Genomic DNA, 17,621 nt, shown 5'->3' with positions numbered 1-17,621 from the left:
GGTGCGTTGTGGGGCGGGGCCGTGCCGGTACATCCGCCCGCATCCGGACGGATCACCCCGGGGTTTCGAGGTGAGCGTGGGTGCCGATCCGTCCGGCCTGCGGGCATTCGATGTACCGGCACGGCCCCTCGCGTCGTACGGCGGCCGCGGGGGGTACGTGGCCGGCGCCGCAGGGGGCGGCCGGGCATGCGCGTCGTACGGCAGCCGCCGGGGCGGGGCGGCCTGGCCGGTCGTTGTCCGGGGTACGAGGGTCCGTGCGGGTGGGCGGTTACGCTGCCCGGCATGACCTCGCAGGCTTCCGCCCCCGCTTACCGTCGGCTCAGTGTCGAGGAACGGCGCAGCCAGTTGCTCGAAGCCGCGCTGTCCCTGTTCGCCCAGCGGGCGCCCGAGGACGTCTCGCTGGACGACGTGGCGGAGGCGGCCGGGGTGTCGCGGCCGCTCGTGTACCGGTACTTCCCGGGCGGCAAGCAGCAGCTGTACGAGGCCGCCCTGCGGTCGGCCGCGGAGGAGCTGGAGCAGTGTTTCGCGGAGCCCGCGGAGGGGCCGCTGACCGAGCGGCTCTCCCGGGCACTCGACCGGTACCTCGCGTTCGTGGACCAGCACGACGCCGGATTCAGCGCTCTGCTGCAGGGCGGGAGCGTCATCGAGACCTCGCGGACCACGGCCATAGTCGACGGGGTGCGCAGGGCGGCGGCGGAGCGCATCCTCGATCATCTGGTGGTGAGGGATCCGGGGCCCCGGCTGCGGATGACCGTGCGGATGTGGATCACGGCCGTGGAGGCCGCCTCGCTGATCTGGCTCGACGAGGACAAGGAACCGCCGCTGGACGAGCTGCGGGACTGGCTCGTCGAGCAGTTCGTGGCGGCGCTCGTGGCGAGCGCCGGGAGCGATCCGGGGACCGCGGCGGTGGTCCGGGCGGCGCTCGCGATGGAGCGGCCCGACGGCGTCACGGGGGTGCTGGTCCGCCGGGTGCTGCCCGTTGTCGGGAATGCGGCCCACCTGCTGTGACACTGGTCCGGTGAAGAGCGAAGACACCCCCTTTGTCGGCGGTCCGCTGGACGGGCGCGTCCTGCCCGTCCTGATCGGGATCACGGGTCACCCGCCGAAGACGTACCGGATCCCGGTGCCCGGCGTCGGCGGCGGTCCGTCCACCGTGGTCGTCTACCGGCGCGTCCAGGCCGCGACGAGCAAGCGGCTCGGGCTCCACCAGGGGTGGAAGTACGAGTACGACCCCGAGGGCGGCGCGTCGGAGCGCCGGTTCAAGCTGCCGTGGTCCCCGCGCAAGGGCGGCGCCACGCCGGAGAACAACGCCGACGAGTGACGTTCTTGGGCCGAAGCGGCCGTTCGGCGCGCGTACGGGACGCGGCGGTCCGATCCTGCGGTGCGAGACGGGCGGTGGACGGGCCGCCCCGGCACCGGAGGTGATGTTGTGTCAGGAAGGCTGCTGCGTCTGGTCTGCACGGGGGCGGTCGCGGTCGGGGCGCTGCTTCCCTCCGCACCCGCGGGGGCCGTTCCCGAACCGGGGCAGGGTTCCGAGCGGTCCGCGGCTTCCCTGCTGACGGACCTTCAGCGGCTGTACCGGGACGCCGAACGCGCCACCGAGACGTACAACGGGACCGCCGAGAAGCTGAAGGAGCAGCGGGCGGAGGTCGCCCGGCTCGACGCCCGGCTCGCCAGGGCCCGCCTGTCGCTGGAGGACAGCCGGGGCGCCGCCGGACGGCTGGCCCGGCAGCAGTACCAGAGCGGGGACGAGATCTCCCCGTACGTACGGCTGCTGCTCGCCCGGGATCCGCAGCACGCCCTCGACCAGGGGCACCTGATCGGACAGTTGTCGCTGGAGCGGGCCGCGACCGTGCGGCGGGTGGCGGGCGGCGAGAAGCGGACCGACGCGCTCGCGCGTGCGGCCCGCAAGGCGCTGGACGGGCAACTCGCGCTGGCCGAACGGCAGAAGAAGGAGCGGGACGAGGTGCGCGAGCGCCTGGACGACGTCCAGCGGCTGCTCGCCTCGCTGACCGCGGACCAGATCGCCGAACTGGACCGGGCCGAGCGGTCGGGAACGGCCGCGGCGCAGGAGAAGGTCATGGCGTCCGGTGCCCTCAACAGTGTGCGTCCGCCCACGCGGGAGGGCGAGGAGGCGCTGCGCTACGCCGTCGAGCAGATCGGGAAGCCCTACGAGTGGGGCGCGGAGGGACCGAAGGCCTACGACTGCTCGGGGCTGACGTCACGGGCCTGGAAGCGGGCCGGCCGGTCCATCCCGCGCACCAGCCAGGAGCAGTGGGCCGAGCTTCCGAGAGTCCCGCTGGACGAACTGCGTCCCGGCGATCTGGTGGTCTACTTCCCCGAGGCCACGCACGTCGCCCTCTACCTCGGCAACGGGATGGTGGTGCAGGCGCCGCGGCCCGGGACGAGGATCAAGGTGTCCCCCATCGCGGCGAACCCGCTGCTGGGCGCCGTGCGCCCGGACCCGGGCGGGGAGCCCCTGCGGCACTACACGCCGCTGGAGCTCCCCGAGGACGCCGCGGAGGGATCCGACGAGGGCTACGCCTCCGCCGCCCCGGTCACCGAGGCCAGGTAGGCGTTCGTCTTCTCGGGGTCGAAGAAGAAGTTCTCGAAGTCCGCCGGGTTGTCGAAACCGTTGGCGAAGCGGTCGGCCACGGGAGGGAGCTGGCCCGCGGCTCCGATGAGGTTGAGGACGTGCTCCGGGGGGACGCCCAGCATGGCGTTCGTCCACTTGGTGACGTGCTGCGCGGTGTCCCAGTAGCGGTCGAAGGTCGCCTGCATCCACTCCTCGTCGAAGGGCTTGTCGCCCTGTTCGACGATCGAGGCGAGGTAGGCGGCGGCGCACTTGGAGGCCGAGTTGGAGCCCTGGCCGGTGATCGGGTCGTTGGCCACGACGACGTCGGCGACGCCGAGGACCAGTCCGCCGCCGGGGAGGCGGCCGATCGGGTTGCGGACGGTGGGGGCGTACCGCCCGGACAACGTGCCGCCCGCGTCGGTGAGTTCGACGTTCGTGGCGCGCGCGTACTCCCAGGGCGTGAACCGCTCCATGAGTTCCAGGGTCAGGGAGAGGTGCTCGGCGGGGTCCTTCACGCCGTTGAACACGTCGAGCGGGCCGCCGGGTATGCCCTCCCAGAAGAGGATGTCGGCGCGGCCCGAGGTGGTGAGGGTCGGCATGATGAACAGCTCGCCGACGCCGGGGACCAGGTTGCAGCGGACCGCGTCGTAGTCCGGGTGCTCCGGCCGCGGGCCCAGGCCGTGCACGTAGGACACCGCGAGGGCGCGCTGCGGCTCGGTGTACGGGGAGCGGTCGGCGTCACGGCCGAACATCGAGACGAGTTCGCCCTTGCCCGCCGAGACGAGCACCAGGTCGTACGCGCGGGAGAAGTAGTCGAGGTCGGAGACCGCGGCGCCGTGGATGACCAGCTGGCCGCCGCGCTGTGCGAACGTCTCCATCCAGCCGGCCATCTTGACCCGCTGGTCGACCGACTGCGCGTATCCGTCGAGCTTGCCGACCCAGTCGATGGCGCGCTGCGAGGGGCCCGGGTCGAAGGAGCCGGGGGCGGCCACCGAGACACCGAGTCCTTCGATCTTCGGGGCCTGGGACTCCCAGAAGTTCAGCTGGAGGTCGCGCTCGTGCTGGAGCGCCGTGTCGAACATGCACTGCGTCGACATGACCCGGCCGGAACGGATCTCGTCCGCCGTCCGGTTCGACATCAGGGTGACCTCGTACCCGTGCGACTGGAGTCCGAGGGCGAGCTGGAGTCCGGACTGGCCGGCTCCGACGACGAGTATCTTCCGCATGCGGGTTGCTTCTCCCAGTCCTCGGGGGCCCCGTTTACTCGGGGCTGACTTCGAGTGCGTGGCCGACGAGCGCGAGCAGGGTCTCGACGACCGAGATCCGGCGGCGCGCGTCCATGATCATGACAGGTATGTGCGAGGGAACGGTGAGGGCCTCGCGCACGTCGTCCGGCTCGTACACGTCGCTGCCGTCGAAGTGGTTGACGGCGACGACGTACGGCAGTCCGCAGCTCTCGAAGTAGTCGAGCGCCGGGAAGCAGTCCGAGAGGCGGCGGGTGTCGGCGAGGACCACCGCGCCGATCGCGCCGCGCACCAGGTCGTCCCACATGAACCAGAACCGCTGCTGGCCGGGCGTGCCGAAGAGGTAGAGCACCAGGTCGTCGTCGAGCGTGATGCGCCCGAAGTCCATGGCCACGGTGGTGGTCAGCTTGTCCGGCGTACCCGTGAGGTCGTCGGTCTCCTCGCTGGCCTGGGTCATCAGCGCCTCCGTCTGGAGGGGCGTGATCTCCGAGACGGACGTGACGAGGGTGGTCTTGCCGACGCCGAAGCCGCCGGCCACCACTATCTTCGTGGCGATCGGCGCGCGCGTGCGGTCCGTCTGCCAGGCCTGCAGGTTCTCCTCTTCGTCGAGGAGGGGGGTGACGCCAGGTTCGGCGTCGGAGACGACGCCGGCTTCGGCGTCAGAGACGACGGAGTCCACTCAGTACCCTTTCCAGCAGGGCACGGTCCGGCTGCCCCGGGCCGTGTCCTGTTCCGTACACACGGATCTTTCCCTGGTCCGCCAGGTCGCTCAGGAGCACTCGGACCACTCCGAGCGGCATCCTGAGGAGGGCGGCGATCTCCGCCACCGTACGCATCCGGCGGCAGAGCTCGACGATGGCCCGCATCTCGGGCATGACCCGGGCGGTGAGCGAGCCCCCGGTCAGCTCCTTGCGCGCCTCGGGGGCGTCCAGCGCGGCCACGAACGTCTCCACCAGCAGGACGTGGCCGAAGCGCGTCCGTCCGCCGGTGAGCGAGTAGGGGCGGACCCGGGCGGGCTTGCGGTCGCCGCCGCGGACCGGGAGCTTCTTGACGCCGTTCGACACGGTCATCAGGCGCTCCCGGACGCGTCGGCCTCTAGGGATTTCCGGAGCTCGATGCGCAGCTCGGGGGTCAGGACGTGTCCGGCCCGGCCCACGAAGAGCGCCATGTGGTACGCCACCACGCTCATGTCGCAGTCCGCGGAGCCGTGCACCCCGAGGAGCGAACCGTCGCTGATCGCCATGACGAAGAGGCTGCCCTCGTCCATCGCGACCATGGTCTGCTTGACGCCGCCGTTGTCCATCAGCTTGGCGGCGCCGAGGGTGAGGCTGCCGATGCCGGAGACGATGGTGGCGAGGTCGGCCGCGGAGCCCTTGGGGCCCTTCGGCCTGGTGGTGTCGGCCGTCCTCGCCTCGGCGTTGTGGCCGGGGTCGGAGGAGAGCAGGAGCAGGCCGTCGGAGGAGACGACCGCGACCGACTGGAGGCCGGGCACCTCCTCGACGAGATTGGTCAGCAGCCAGTGCAGGTTACGTGCTTCGCTGCTCAGGCCGAAGGTACTGGTCGCGGTCAACTGCTTGCCTCCTCGACTGTGCCCCCCGATGCTTCTACGTCCTGCGCGTCGGTCCGGTGCGCGGTGGGCGCGGGTCCTGCGGGCGTGTGTGCTGGTGTGGGGGCCGCCGGGGCCTGTCCATCGGGCGTGGGGGTCTCGCCCGTCCGTTCGGCGATCTCGGCCTCCACGTCGCGGCGGCCTTCGATCGCTCCCCGGTGGAACCCGCCGAGCCTGCGGCGCAGGGCGTCGGCGTCCACGCCGCCCACGCGGGGCCGCGGTGCGGCGGCGGGGGCGGAGATCTTCGGCGTGCGTTTGGGCAGGCCCTTGTCGGTGAGCCTGGGCTGCTCGTCGGGGACCCGCTCGTGGTGGTCGGGTCCGATGGCGTAGGGGTCGGCGGCGGCCGGGGCCTTCGCGGGCGCCTCGGCGGCCGGGGCCGCGGACGGGTCCGCCGCGGGGGCGGGCTCACCGGCCGGTCCGTCCGGACGGGAGGAGGCCTCGGCGGCGGGGGCCGGATCCACGGGGGCTCCGGCCGTCTCGGGGGCGGGCGCACCGGTCGCACCGGAGGGCTCGCCGGCAGCCGCGTCCGGGCCGGTGGTCTCCGACGCGGGGGCGTCCGGTGCGGGGACTTCCGGGGCGAGCTCCGGGAGCAGCAGTTCCATCGTCGTCTCGGACGTGGGCTCCGGCTCCGCGGCCGGCTCGGGCTCCCGGGGGGCCGGGATGACCGGGGCCGGCGCGGCCTGCCCGGACTCGGAGGCCGGCGCCTGCCCGGACTCGGGGGCCTGCGCCTGCCCGGGGTCCGTCTCCGGTTCGGAACCGGACTCCTGTACGGCCGCCTCGGCCGCCGCGATCAGCGGGTCCTCGCCGCCGGCCGGGGCCGACAGCGAGGCGCGCAGGACCGAACGGCCGCGCAGCACGTTGGAGTTGGCCTCGGCGTCGGCGCCCGGCAGGGTCACGGCGGGGGCTCCGCCGACGATCCGGACGGAGGTGGGGACGGTCGACGTCGGTGCGGCGGCGAGCAGCGCCTTCGGGAGGACGACCACGGCGGCCACCCCGCCCTGCTTCTGCTCGCGCAGCTTCACCCGTACGCCGTGCCGGTGGGCGAGCCGGGCCACGACGTACAGGCCGAGCCCGAGTCCCTCGCCGCTCTCCTGGTCGTACGTGTCCTCGGGGTCGAACTCGGTGAGGCGGGCGTTGAGGTGCCTCATCCGTTCGTCGGTCATGCCGATGCCCTCGTCCTGCACGGAGAGCATCACGTCGCCGCTCTCCAGCAGCCAGCCGGAGACCTCGACGGGCACGTCGGGCGGCGAGAAGGAGGTGGCGTTCTCCAGGAGTTCGGCCAGCAGGTGGCTGATGTCGTCGGCGGCGAACCCGGCGATGTGCGCGTGCGGGGGCAGCGCGGCGATCCGTACCCGTTCGTACCGTTCGATCTCGCTGACCGAGGCCCGGGCGACGTCGACGAGCGGGACCGGGTGCGCGTGGTGCTGGACGTGTTCGGCGCCCGCGAGGACGAGGAGGTTCTCGCTGTGCCGCCGCATGACGGTGGCGAAGTGGTCGAGCTTGAAGAGGGTGGAGAGGCGGTCGGGGTCCTGCTCGCGCTCCTCCAGGCCCTCGATGACGCCGAGCTGCCGCTCGACGAGGCCGAGGGTGCGCAGCGCGAGGTTGACGAAGGTGCTGTGGATGGTGCCGCGCACCTGCTCCAGGTGCGCCGCCGCCTCGGCGAGCTCGCCGCGCAGCCGGTCGCGCTCGTCGGCCATCTGCTGGCGCTGGCCCACGAGGTGCTTGCGGTCGGCCTCGAGGGTGGTGATCCGCTCGTGCAGGCCGGTCGCGTGGGCGTGCAGGGCGTTGACGGAGCGGACGACCTGGGCGAACTCGTCGTTGCGGCCGGTGAACCTGATCGGTTCCCCGGCGGCCGGGTCGGCGGCGAGCCGGGCCGAGCCGAGGCGCAGGACGGCGAGCGGCCGGGTGAGGCTGCGGGCCATGCCCGTCGTCATGCCGGCCGCGACGAGCATCAGGACGCCGAGGAGGGTGACGCGGAGCTCCAGCGCGGTGACGTCGTCGTCCCGCAGCTTCTCGAGGTCCTTGGTGCGGTGGTCGTTGAGGGAGGCCTCGGCGCCGCGCATCAGGTCGATCCGGGCGGACAGCGCGGCGCCGAGCTTCTTGGCGTCGGTGCCGAGCGCGGAGTCGGAGAGCTTGGGCTGCCCGGTGAGGTTCGCCAGGTACTTGTCCGCGGAGGCGACGTCGGGGCCGGTGACCGTGGAGTCGTACGACGTCGCGGCCTGCTTGGGCGCGGTCTCGCGGAAGTCCGCGATCGCCGCGTCGGAGCGCAGGCGCGCCTGCTGGGCGGCGGCGCTCAGCGCGTCGCGCTGCTTGGCGTCGGCCGGCGACGAGACGTTCGTGGTGGACGTCAGGCCCGTGACCGGGTTGTAGACGCTCTGGGTGGTGTGCGGGACGCCGAGGGCCGCCAGGAGCAGCCCGCGGGCCGCGGCGGACTGCTGGACGGCGGTGTCCAGCTCGGCGAGGGCGTGCGCGCCGGAGCCCGCGCGCGGCGGCATCCGGTCGGCCAGGTCCTCGGCGAGCGCGTGGAGCTCGGCGATGGTCCCGGAGTACGCCTGGTGCGCTTCCAGGGCGGAGCTCTTCCCGGTGAGCGCCGCCCGCCTGAGCGCCGCGATGCCGTCGAGGTCCTCCAGCAGCGCGGCGGGGGCGTCCGCGTCCGCGCGCAGCTCGTCGACCTGCCGGTCGACCAGGGCGCTGCGCTGCTCGGAGGGCGCCTTGGCCTTGGGCCTGCCCGCGGCGACGTAGGAGGTGACCTCGTCGCGCTCGTCGGCCAGCGCGTGCGCCAGGGTCAGCGCCTGCTGGGTGCGCTGGGCGAGCGTCACCAGATTCTGGGAGTCGTTCAGTTGCTGTGAGGCGGACAGCACCATGGGCGCGCCGGCTCCGGCGATGGCGGCCGCGACGACCGCCACGGCCACGATCAGCCGGTTGCGTACGTGGGCGGTCCTGCCCCGGCCCGTGGAGCCGGTGGCGTCGCCGACGGCGCCACCCTCTGTGGAGTTGGAGGCCGTCTTCTTGCCTGTGCGCCTCGGCCGCGTCTTCTGCACCGGTGCTCGCATTCCTGACTCGTGTACCCATTTGGGGCCCGGGTGACGTCCCGTCAATCGAGGCGTACGCCCGGTACGGCTCCCGACCCTCCCAGTGCCGGTGGGCAGTGGTCCCGCATCATCTGACCCGCCACCCGAAGGAGTGAACATCGGAGGGGAGTTGGCGAGCAAGTCTTCGGGGCGCCCGCGGGGGGCCCGCACAGCGGGCCGGTTGGACGTCCGGGACGGGCTTTGGCAGTATTCGCCGCCACGTTTTGCCGGAGTCGATCATTCCGTGCCAAACCCGGCGTCCTGACCGCCGGAGCGCACGTCGGACGTTCCGCGGCGGCCTTCCGCGCCCTCGTGAAGGGCTCGTGCAGACTGGCGGAATGCGCAGCGAACTCGTGTCGGAGCCCGGAGACCCGGGCCGCCCCAATGAGGACTTCGCATCGGTCGGGCTTTCAGCTTCAGGACAGGGCGGTTCGCTGGTCGTGCTCGACGGGGTGACCCCGCCCCGGGACGGGTACGGCTGTCTGCATCCGGTCCCCTGGTTCTCCGCGCGGCTGGGCGGAGCGCTGACCGAACTGTCCGTTTCGCAAGGGGATTTACCCCTGACGGAGGTCCTGTCGAGGGCGATTCGCCGCGTCGCCGACGCACATGCCGACACCTGTGACCTTTCTCACCCGCGCACGCCTCAGGCAACCGTGGTCCTCGCGCGGTGGTCCCCCTCGGAGGTCGAGTACCTGGTCCTCTCGGACTCGGCCCTGCTGGTGGAGTCGCCCGGCGGCGAGGTCACCGCCCTGCTGGACGACCGCCTCTCCCTGCTTCCCCGCACCGCCCTCGTCTCGGACGCCGTCGCCGACGCCACCGTCCGCAACATGGAGGGCGGCTTCTTCACGGCGGCCGCGGACCCCTCGGTGGCCTCGCGCGCGGTGACGGGCACGCTCCCCCGGTCCTCGGTCCGCGCCCTGACGGCCCTCACGGACGGCGCCGGCCGCTGGGTGGAGAGATTCCACGCGGGCGACTGGAGCGAGCTGTTCGCCCTCGTGCGCGAGGAGGGGTCCGCCTCGCTCGTCGAGCGCGTACGGCGTCTGGAGCGCACGGAGGCGGCGGAGCGGCCGGGGGTCCGGCGGGGCAAGCCGCACGACGACGCCTCGGTGGTGTTCGTGGAGCTGTGAGGGGGCGCGGCCGGCGGCCGGGCCGGGGCTACTTCTCCATGCCGCGGTTCAGCTGGTTCAGCAGCCGGGCGAGTTCCGCGACCTCGTTCTGGTCCCAGTGGGCGAGTTGGCGGACGTAGCGGGCGCGGCGGGCCTCGCGGACGCTGGAGACACGGCCGCGGCCCTCGTCGGTGAGATGGACGAGCCAGGCGCGGCCGTCGGCGGGGTCGGGTTCGCGGGCGACCAGGCCCAGCTCCTCCAGGGCGCGCAGCTGCCGGGACATCGTGGCCTTGCCGACGCCGATGTAGGCGGCGAGTTCCGTGGCGCGCTGGCGGCCGCACTCCTCGAGACGGACGAGGAGTCCGTACGCGGCGGACTCCAGGTCCGGATGGACCTCGCGGGCCATCTCCCCCTGGTTGGCGCGGGCGCGGCGCAGGAAGACCGTCAACTCGCGCTCCAGGGAGAGGAACTCGCGCTCCGCACCACCAGGTGCCGCGGGCCGGTCCACACCATTTCCCGACACACCGGATTCGACCGGACGTCCGCCGTCGTTTCCGCCCTCGTGCACGTCAGCACCCCTGACCCGGTTTCCCGATCCTGAAAGTTTCTGCCAGAACTCGCCGTTGCCGCAGCTCCGCCAGTATTTCGCAGGCGTAGACCAACGGCAGCCTCCGACCCCTCTTCCACGCCGTCGTCTACGTGCGTAGCTTCTTTATCGGACACTTATCTGCTGGCATGCGCACGCCACTCCGGGCCGAGAACGGTCCGCTCCCCCTATCGGCACGCGTGCCCGCGCTCTCCCCCCACCGAGCTCCACCGGGTTCCCCCGAGCCCCGGAGCTCCATCGCCCCTCGGAGGCACGCACATGTCCGTGCACAGATCCGGAACGGCCCGCTGTCTGCGGGCACTCGCGGTGGGAGCCCTGCTCGCCGCCTTCTCCCTCCTCCCCGCCCTCCCCTCCTCCGCGGCCGACACCCCCGCCCGGGGCTCCGCCCGGATGGGCATGGGGGTCGCCGCCCACGACGGCCAGGGCGGGACGCCGTCCACCGGTGACGCCACCCAGACCGAAGGCGTGGACGTCGCCGGCTACCAGGGCAACGTCGCCTGGTCGACGCTGTGGAACAGCGGGGTCAGATGGGCCTACACCAAGGCGAGCGAGGGGACGTACTACACGAACCCGTACTTCGCCCAGCAGTACAACGGCGCCTACAACATCGGCATGATCCGCGGGTCGTACCACTTCGCCACCCCGGACACCACGACCGGCGCCACCCAGGCCAACTACTTCGTCGACCACGGCGGCGGCTGGTCCGGCGACGGCAGAACGCTGCCCGGCACGCTCGACATCGAGTGGAACCCGTACGGGGCCGCCTGCTACGGCAAGACGCAGAGCGCGATGGTCAGCTGGATCGGCAGCTTCCTCAACCAGTACAGGGCCAGGACCGGCCGTGACGCGGTGATCTACACGGCCGCGAGCTGGTGGACGCAGTGCACCGGCAACTACGGCGGCTTCGCCTCGTCCAACCCCCTGTGGATCGCGCGCTACGCCTCCGACCCGGGGACGCTGCCGGCGGGCTGGGGCTACTACACGATGTGGCAGTACACGTCGTCGGGACCGACGGTCGGGGACCACGACAAGTTCAACGGAGCGCTCGACCGGGTGAAGGCGCTGGCCAACGGCTGAGGGCCGAACGGCCCCGGCCGGAACGGCGGAGGCGCTCCGCGCACGGCACGGCGAAGGCCCGGGCCTCCCTCACGGGACCCGGGCCTTCCCCTCCGGTGGCGTCCTCCCCCAGTGCTCAACGCCTGGGAGGTGCCCCCTACGCCGCCACCGGGACCTCCGGCACCGCGCCGTTCGTCGCCGGCGCCAGCGCCAGCTCCAGGACCTGGCGGACGTCCGTGACGGTGTGGACGTCGAGCTTCTCCAGGACCTCGGCCGGGAGGTCGTCCAGATCCGCCTCGTTGCGCTTGGGGATGATCACGGTCGTGACACCCGCCCGGTGCGCGGCGAGCAGCTTCTGCTTCACCCCGCCGATCGGCAGGACGCGGCCGGTCAGCGAGACCTCACCGGTCATGGCCACGTCCGTGCGGACCAGCCGGCCGGACAGCAGCGACGCCAGGGCGGTCGTCATCGTGACGCCCGCGCTCGGTCCGTCCTTGGGGACCGAGCCCGCCGGGAAGTGGATGTGCGCGCCCCGGTCCTTCAGGTCGCCGACGGGGAGTTCGAGCTCCGCGCCGTGCGAGCGCAGGAAGGAGAGCGCGATCTGCGCCGACTCCTTCATCACGTCGCCGAGCTGGCCGGTGAGGGTCAGACCGGCCGCGCCCGTCTCCGGGTCGGCCAGCGACGCCTCCACGTAGAGGACGTCCCCGCCCGCGCCGGTGACCGCGAGCCCGGTGGCGACACCGGGCACCGCCGTGCGGCGCTCGGCCGGGTCCTGCGCCGACTCGGGCACGTGGTGCGGGCGCCCGATGAGACCGCGCAGGTCGGCGTCGGTCACCGTGAACGGCAGCTCCCGGTCGCCCAGTTCGTGCTGGGCCGCGACCTTGCGCAGCAGCCGGGCGATGCCCCGCTCCAGGTTCCGCACGCCCGCTTCCCGGGTGTACTCCCCGGCGAGCTTGCGCAGCGCGCTCTCGTCGAGGACGACCTCGTCCTTCTCCAGACCGGCCCGCTCCAGCTGGCGCGGCAGCAGGTGGTCCCGGGCGATGACGACCTTCTCGTCCTCGGTGTAGCCGTCGAGGCGGACCAGCTCCATCCGGTCGAGCAGGGCCTCGGGGATGGCTTCGAGGACGTTGGCCGTGGCCAGGAACACCACGTCGGAGAGGTCGAGTTCGACCTCCAGGTAGTGGTCGCGGAAGGTGTGGTTCTGCGCCGGGTCGAGGACTTCGAGCAGCGCCGCCGCCGGGTCGCCCCGGAAGTCGGAGCCGACCTTGTCGATCTCGTCGAGCAGGACCACCGGGTTCATCGACCCGGCCTCCTTGATCGCGCGCACGATCCGGCCGGGCAGCGCGCCGACGTACGTACGGCGGTGTCCGCGGATCTCGGCCTCGTCCCGGACGCCGCCGAGGGCGACGCGGACGAACTTGCGGCCCATGGCGTGCGCGACGGACTCGCCCAGCGAGGTCTTTCCGACGCCGGGCGGGCCGACGAGCGCGAGCACGGCACCGCCGCGGCGGCCGCCGACGACCCCGAGGCCCCGGTCGGAGCGCCGCTTGCGCACGGCCAGGTACTCGGTGATGCGCTCCTTCACGTCCTCCAGACCGGCGTGCTCGGCGTCGAGCACGGCCCGGGCGCCCCTGATGTCGTACGCGTCCTCGGTCCGTTCGTTCCACGGCAGTTCCAGGACGGTGTCGAGCCAGGTCCGGATCCAGCCGCCCTCGGGCGACTGGTCACTGGACCGCTCCAGCTTCTCGACCTCCTTGAGGGCGGCCTCGCGGACGTTCTCGGGGAGGTCGGCGGCCTCGACGCGGGCGCGGTAGTCGTCGGACTCGTCCTCGCCGCCCTCTCCCTTGAGGTCGCGCAGTTCCTTGCGCACGGCTTCCAGCTGGCGCCGCAGCAGGAACTCGCGCTGCTGCTTGTCGACGCCCTCCTGGACGTCCTTGGCGATGGACTCGGCGACGTCCTGCTCGGCGAGGTGCTCGCGGAGCTGCTCGGTGGCGAGCTTGAGCCGGGCCACCGGGTCGGCGGTCTCCAGCAGTTCGACCTTCTGCGCCACGGAGAGGAAGGGTGAGTAACCGGAATTGTCGGCGAGGGCGGAGACGTCGTCGATCTGCTGCACCCGGTCCACGACCTGCCAGGCGGCGCGCTTGCGCAGCCAGCTGGTGGCCAGGGCCTTGTACTCCTTCACCAGGTCGGCGACCCGGCCGGGCAGCGGGTCGGGCACGGTCTCCTCGACCCGGGTGCCCTCGACCCACAGTGCGGCACCGGGACCCGTGGTCCCCGCGCCCACCTTCACGCGTCCACGTCCCCTGATCAGCGCACCCGGGTCGCCGTCGGCCAGCCGGCCGACCTGCTCGACGGTGCCGAGCACGCCGGTGCTCGCGTAGGTCCCGTCGATGCGTGGCACCAGGAGTACCTGGGGCTTTCCGGGCGTTGAACGGGCGGCGGCCTGGGCTGCCTCCACCGCGGCGCGCACATCGGTGTCGTTCAGGTCCAGCGGAACCACCATTCCGGGCAGCACTACCTCGTCGTCGAGCGGCAGCACGGGCAAGGTGAGTGATGCGGACGTCGAAGCCATGATCTCCCCTTCGGCATTCAAGTTGAGCTATGCCGACTCAATGCTCGGGAGTCCCGCAATGTTCCCCGACGGCCGTTCGCTGTGAGCGATCATCCGCGGCATCCGCGCGGGCGTGCCGTCCGGCCCCGCGAGCCGTCACCGGGGACACCGGTGGCCCGGGACGCAGGGCGCTCGGGATGCAGGTGGCCACCAGCGGCCGGATGGTGGAGTCATGAACCACCACCTCGCCCAGCACAAGCTCGACATCGACACCCGGCTCGTCACGACCGGCGCCGCGCTCACCGTGGCCGGAACCCTGGTGGCGTGCACCGGCATGGCCATCGCGGCCGCCGCCGTGTTCGCCGCGGGCCGGCGCATGGTCCGGACCATGGACGTGCCGCCGTCCCAGCAGGCGGTCCAGCAGTGGCGGCGCGCCAAGGAGGCCTCCATGGCAGGCCTGCAGGCGTGGCAGTCCGCGTCCGAGACCCACAACGGCTCGCACACCCACTAAACCTCGGGGCGAAGGGCGGACTCCGCCCGCGCCCTCCGGCGGGTCCGGGACCAGCCGCACGGCCGGTCCCGGCGGGATCACCCGCGCGAACACACCGGGTGCGCTCGCGTCATGCGGGCATGCCCCCGGGTACCTCGACGCCCGGACGGCTCGACCGGGTCGCGTCCGGTCCCGCGCCCCCTCGGGAAAGCCGGCCGCTCCTCATGGGACCCATAAGAAAGGAGGAACGGAAGAGAATAAGGAGAAGGAGGGGAAGAAGGGGAGAGGAGTGGAGACTCCGGGGCGCGTCCGGGACCCCGGCCGACCATCGCGTCAACCTCGCGCGTTCCGCCGTCACCCCCAGGGCCCGCCGTCACCCCGGGGACCACAGGCCCCCGCCTGACCGCGCCCCGCGCCGCCGAAGACCCCGGCCACGGGCCCCTCCGCCGGCAATTCCCGCGATCCGTACGGGTGGAAGTGCCAGGATGACGGCCATGACTGCCTCGTACGACACCCCCGAGGTCATCGACCGCCGCCAGGGCCCGTACGGCGAGGTCGTGCTGCGGCGCCACGGCGCGTTGCTGCAGATCATCGCCAACGGGTGCTTCCTGATGGACACCTCCGACGGGCGTTCCGAGCGGCTGCTCATGGACGCGGCCCACGACGCCCTCGACGGGCGCCCGGAGCCGGACGTGCTGATCGGCGGACTCGGCGTCGGGTTCTCGCTGGCGCACGCCGCCGCCGACCACCGCTGGGGACGCATCACGGTCGTCGAGCGCGAACGGGCGATCATCGACTGGCACCGGAACGGCCCTCTCGCCGCGCTCTCGGCCCGGGCACTCGCCGACCCGCGCACCGAGATCGTCGAGAGGGACCTCGTCGAATACGTCAATGAGATCTCCGACACGTTCGACGCCCTGTGCCTCGACATCGACAACGGACCCGGCTGGACGGTCACCGAAGGCAACGCGGGGCTGTACGGGAAGTCCGGACTGGCAAGCTGCGCAAGGGCGTTGAGGCCGGGCGGCGTCCTCGCCGTGTGGTCGGCGCAGCCCTCTCCGGAATTTGAAGGAACCTTGCGCAATGCCGGATTCGTGAAGGTACGTACCGAAGTGATCCCCGTTGCCCGGGGCGTTCCCGACGTGGTGCACCTCGCGGTAAGACCTGGATAGCCGCGGCGCACCGACTGCCCGTACCCTGCTTGCCTGGCGCGGATCATTGAGGCGTCAAGCGCAGTCATGGGATCACCCCACGGATTCCGGAAAGCACACTTCAGGGGCGGGCGATGGAGCAGACACAGACCTCCCAGAACAGCACTGCGGCGACCCCGGGCGCTCAGCGCCGGGTTCTGGTCGTCGAGGACGACCCCACGATCGTCGACGCCATCGCGGCCCGTCTGCGAGCCGAGGGGTTCCTCGTGCAAACCGCGGGCGACGGCCCGGCCGCCGTCGACACCGCAGAGGCATGGCAGCCCGACCTGCTGATCCTCGACATCATGCTGCCCGGCTTCGACGGTCTGGAGGTCTGCCGTCGCGTGCAGGCCGCCCGCCCGGTGCCGGTGCTGATGCTCACCGCGCGCGACGACGAGACCGACATGCTGGTCGGGCTCGGGGTCGGCGCCGACGACTACATGACCAAGCCGTTCTCGATGCGCGAGCTGGCCGCCCGGGTGCACGTCCTGCTCCGCAGGGTCGAGCGCGCGGTGGTCGCGGCCTCCACCCCGCGCAGCGGCATCCTGCGGCTCGGCGAGCTGGAGATCGACCACGCGCAGCGCCGGGTGCGGGTCCGCAGCGAGGACGTGCACCTCACTCCGACCGAGTTCGACCTGCTCGTCTGCCTCGCGAACACCCCGCGTGCCGTACTCTCGCGCGAGCAGCTGCTCGCCGAGGTGTGGGACTGGGCGGACGCCTCCGGCACCCGGACGGTCGACAGCCACATCAAGGCGCTGCGCCGCAAGATCGGCGCCGAGCGGATCCGTACGGTTCACGGCGTCGGCTACGCACTGGAGACCCCGACTCCCTGAGCCGGGCCTGGGCAGGAGACGTCGGGACCCGTTCGACCGGGACCCGCGTGAGGGGCTGATGTGATGAGCGGACTCGGAGAGCGGGGACGCGGGCTCGGCGAGCGCGCGTCCGTGGAGCGCAGGAGTTCGGGCTGGGGCGAGGTGCGGCCCTTCTCGATCAAGACGAAGCTGGGCGCGCTGGTCGTCATCTCCGTGCTCATCACCACCGGTCTGTCGATGATCGCGGTGCACACCAAGACGGAGCTCCGCTTCATCACGGTCTTCTCGATGATCGCCACCCTGCTGATCACGCAGTTCGTGGCGCACTCGCTCACCGCTCCGCTGGACGAGATGAACGCGGTGGCCCGCTCGATCTGGCACGGCGACTACACCCGCCGGGTGCGGGACGACCGGCGGGACGAGCTGGGCGACCTGGCCCAGACGATCAACCTCATGGCCGACGAGCTGGAGGCCCAGGACCGTCAGCGCAAGGAGCTCGTGGCGAACGTCTCGCACGAGCTGCGCACCCCCATCGCGGGACTGCGGGCCGTCCTGGAGAACGTCGTGGACGGTGTCTCCGAGGCCGATCCCGAGACGATGCGCACCGCGCTGAAGCAGACGGAGCGCCTCGGGCGGCTGGTGGAGACCCTTCTCGACCTGTCCCGGCTGGACAACGGCGTCGTACCGCTGCGCAGGCGGCGCTTCGAGGTGTGGCCGTACCTGTCCGGGGTACTGAAGGAGGCCAACATGGTCGCCTCGGCGCGCGCGGACCTCGCCTCGGGCTCCGGCGGCGGCCACACCCGCACGGACGTCCATCTGCACCTCGACGTGTCCCCGCCGGAGCTGACCGCGCACGCGGACCCGGAGCGGATCCACCAGGTCATGGCGAACCTGATCGACAACGCGGTCAAGCACAGCCCCCCGCACGGCCGGGTGACGGTACGGGCCCGCCGGGGCGACCATCCCGAGTCGCTGGCCCTGGAGGTCCTGGACGAGGGGCCCGGCATCCCGAAGTCGGAGTGGCACCGCGTCTTCGAGCGGTTCAACCGGGGCGGGGTGCCCGCGCCGCACGGTCCGGGCAGCGACGGCGGTACGGGACTGGGCCTCGCGATCGCCCGCTGGGCGGTGGATCTGCACGGCGGACGCATCGGTGTGGCCGAATCCCAGCGGGGTTGCCGGATCCAGGTCATCCTTCCGGGCCTCCCTTCTCTGCCAAGTTGACGTAAAGTTCGAACCGGAGCCGCAAGATCCATCGCTGTCGCCGCCGGCGTACACGTGTGATCAGGCACAGGACCGCGTGAACCGTGCCGCGG

Annotated in this window: 16 protein-coding genes; 9 read left to right on the top strand and 7 right to left on the bottom strand. The window is 72.2% G+C overall.

What is annotated here, in order from left to right:
- Positions 1–282 precede the first annotated feature (282 nt).
- The 3 genes from ACICHK_RS26760 to ACICHK_RS26750 all read left to right on the top strand — a co-directional run bounded on the left by ACICHK_RS26760 (position 283) and on the right by ACICHK_RS26750 (position 2,575).
- Positions 283–1,008 (top strand): TetR/AcrR family transcriptional regulator, encoded by a 726-nt coding sequence (locus ACICHK_RS26760; protein ID WP_406838866.1) that lies wholly within the window; start codon positions 283–285, stop codon positions 1,006–1,008.
- A complete protein-coding gene (locus ACICHK_RS26755; RefSeq protein ID WP_192582789.1) occupies positions 989–1,321 on the top strand; it encodes a hypothetical protein in 333 nt (110 codons plus the stop codon). Before ACICHK_RS26760 ends, ACICHK_RS26755 begins: the two co-directional genes overlap by 20 nt.
- 108 nt (positions 1,322–1,429) lie before the next feature.
- Positions 1,430–2,575 carry an NlpC/P60 family protein gene (locus ACICHK_RS26750; protein ID WP_406838865.1) on the top strand — a complete coding sequence of 382 codons (1,146 nt, stop codon included), beginning with the start codon at positions 1,430–1,432 and terminating at the stop codon, positions 2,573–2,575.
- Here the strand turns inward: ACICHK_RS26750 and ACICHK_RS26745 are convergent.
- The 5 genes from ACICHK_RS26745 to ACICHK_RS26725 are packed head-to-tail and all read right to left on the bottom strand — an operon-like array spanning position 2,539 to position 8,466.
- Positions 2,539–3,801 carry a styrene monooxygenase/indole monooxygenase family protein gene (locus ACICHK_RS26745; RefSeq protein WP_406838864.1) on the bottom strand — a complete coding sequence of 421 codons (1,263 nt, stop codon included), beginning with the start codon at positions 3,799–3,801 and terminating at the stop codon, positions 2,539–2,541. The two genes, ACICHK_RS26750 and ACICHK_RS26745, sit on opposite strands and share 37 nt — an antisense overlap.
- A 34-nt stretch (positions 3,802–3,835) precedes the next feature.
- The gene (locus ACICHK_RS26740; protein WP_151474171.1) at positions 3,836–4,498 is read right to left on the bottom strand and encodes an ATP/GTP-binding protein; all 663 of its coding nucleotides are present in this window, start codon (positions 4,496–4,498) and stop codon (positions 3,836–3,838) included.
- Positions 4,479–4,889: a DUF742 domain-containing protein gene (locus ACICHK_RS26735; protein WP_151474172.1), complete on the bottom strand. Its 411-nt coding sequence runs from the start codon at positions 4,887–4,889 to the stop codon at positions 4,479–4,481. The genes ACICHK_RS26740 and ACICHK_RS26735 overlap by 20 nt, the downstream gene beginning before the upstream one ends.
- Positions 4,889–5,389 (bottom strand): roadblock/LC7 domain-containing protein, encoded by a 501-nt coding sequence (locus tag ACICHK_RS26730; RefSeq protein ID WP_406838863.1) that lies wholly within the window; start codon positions 5,387–5,389, stop codon positions 4,889–4,891. Before ACICHK_RS26730 ends, ACICHK_RS26735 begins: the two co-directional genes overlap by 1 nt.
- Entirely contained in the window at positions 5,386–8,466 is a 3,081-nt protein-coding gene (locus ACICHK_RS26725; RefSeq protein ID WP_406838862.1) for a nitrate- and nitrite sensing domain-containing protein, read from the bottom strand. The genes ACICHK_RS26730 and ACICHK_RS26725 overlap by 4 nt, the downstream gene beginning before the upstream one ends.
- Before the next feature lie 368 nt (positions 8,467–8,834).
- Between ACICHK_RS26725 and ACICHK_RS26720 the strand changes: the two genes are divergently transcribed.
- Positions 8,835–9,623, top strand: coding sequence for a protein phosphatase 2C domain-containing protein (locus ACICHK_RS26720; protein ID WP_406838861.1), 789 nt, complete (start codon positions 8,835–8,837; stop codon positions 9,621–9,623).
- A 28-nt stretch (positions 9,624–9,651) separates the two neighbouring features.
- Here the strand turns inward: ACICHK_RS26720 and ACICHK_RS26715 are convergent, their stop codons facing one another.
- Positions 9,652–10,170 (bottom strand): MarR family winged helix-turn-helix transcriptional regulator, encoded by a 519-nt coding sequence (locus ACICHK_RS26715; RefSeq protein WP_406838860.1) that lies wholly within the window; start codon positions 10,168–10,170, stop codon positions 9,652–9,654.
- Between the two features lie 297 nt (positions 10,171–10,467).
- On the opposite strand from ACICHK_RS26715, the gene ACICHK_RS26710 reads away from it, so the two are divergent.
- Positions 10,468–11,286, top strand: coding sequence for a lysozyme (locus ACICHK_RS26710; RefSeq protein ID WP_406838859.1), 819 nt, complete (start codon positions 10,468–10,470; stop codon positions 11,284–11,286).
- A gap of 136 nt (positions 11,287–11,422) precedes the next feature.
- On the opposite strand, the gene lon is transcribed toward ACICHK_RS26710, so the two are convergent.
- Positions 11,423–13,837 (bottom strand): endopeptidase La, encoded by a 2,415-nt coding sequence (gene lon / locus ACICHK_RS26705; protein WP_406838858.1) that lies wholly within the window; start codon positions 13,835–13,837, stop codon positions 11,423–11,425.
- Positions 13,838–14,048: 211 nt separating this feature from the next.
- Here lon and ACICHK_RS26700 point away from each other — a divergent pair, with 211 nt between their 5' ends.
- The 4 genes from ACICHK_RS26700 (at position 14,049) to ACICHK_RS26685 (ending at position 17,529) form a co-directional block, all read left to right on the top strand.
- The gene (locus ACICHK_RS26700; RefSeq protein ID WP_406838857.1) at positions 14,049–14,327 is read left to right on the top strand and encodes a hypothetical protein; all 279 of its coding nucleotides are present in this window, start codon (positions 14,049–14,051) and stop codon (positions 14,325–14,327) included.
- 473 nt (positions 14,328–14,800) lie between these two features.
- The gene (locus ACICHK_RS26695) at positions 14,801–15,478 is read left to right on the top strand and encodes a spermidine synthase (RefSeq protein ID WP_406841328.1); all 678 of its coding nucleotides are present in this window, start codon (positions 14,801–14,803) and stop codon (positions 15,476–15,478) included.
- 113 nt (positions 15,479–15,591) lie between these two features.
- A complete protein-coding gene (locus tag ACICHK_RS26690) occupies positions 15,592–16,329 on the top strand; it encodes a response regulator transcription factor (protein WP_406838856.1) in 738 nt (245 codons plus the stop codon).
- A 63-nt stretch (positions 16,330–16,392) separates the two neighbouring features.
- Positions 16,393–17,529 (top strand): HAMP domain-containing sensor histidine kinase, encoded by a 1,137-nt coding sequence (locus tag ACICHK_RS26685; protein WP_225860969.1) that lies wholly within the window; start codon positions 16,393–16,395, stop codon positions 17,527–17,529.
- Positions 17,530–17,621 lie beyond the last annotated feature (92 nt).

Source organism: Streptomyces sp. AHU1 (assembly GCF_045343905.1).
GTDB classification, from domain to species: Bacteria; Actinomycetota; Actinomycetes; order Streptomycetales; family Streptomycetaceae; genus Streptomyces; species Streptomyces triticiradicis.
This window is presented reverse-complemented; position numbering and strand designations above follow the sequence as displayed.